At 60.2% G+C, this 216-nt stretch carries 1 pseudogene; it reads left to right on the top strand.

Going from position 1 to position 216, the window contains the following annotated elements:
* Positions 1–216, top strand: a pseudogene (locus FDX22_RS03635) (ion channel protein); the annotation flags it as partial.

Raw genomic sequence — 216 nt, 5'->3', positions numbered from 1 at the left:
ATAAAGCTGGCTGCACTGGTTGTGGCTGCAGCGAGTGGTTTTCGCGGTGGGCGGATTTTCCCTGCGGTATTCGTTGGCGTCGCGCTGGGGCTGATGCTGCACGCCCATGTCGAAGCCGTTCCTGCCGCGATTACGGTCTCCTGCGCCATTCTGGGATTGGTACTGGTCGTCACTCGTGATGCATGGCTGAGCCTGTTTATGGCGGCAGTGGTGGTG

Source organism: Citrobacter sp. TBCS-14 (genome assembly GCF_005280805.1).
GTDB classification, from domain to species: Bacteria; Pseudomonadota; Gammaproteobacteria; order Enterobacterales; family Enterobacteriaceae; genus Citrobacter; species Citrobacter gillenii.
The sequence above is the reverse complement of the archived record's forward strand: the minus strand, read 5'-3'. Positions and strand labels throughout refer to the sequence as shown.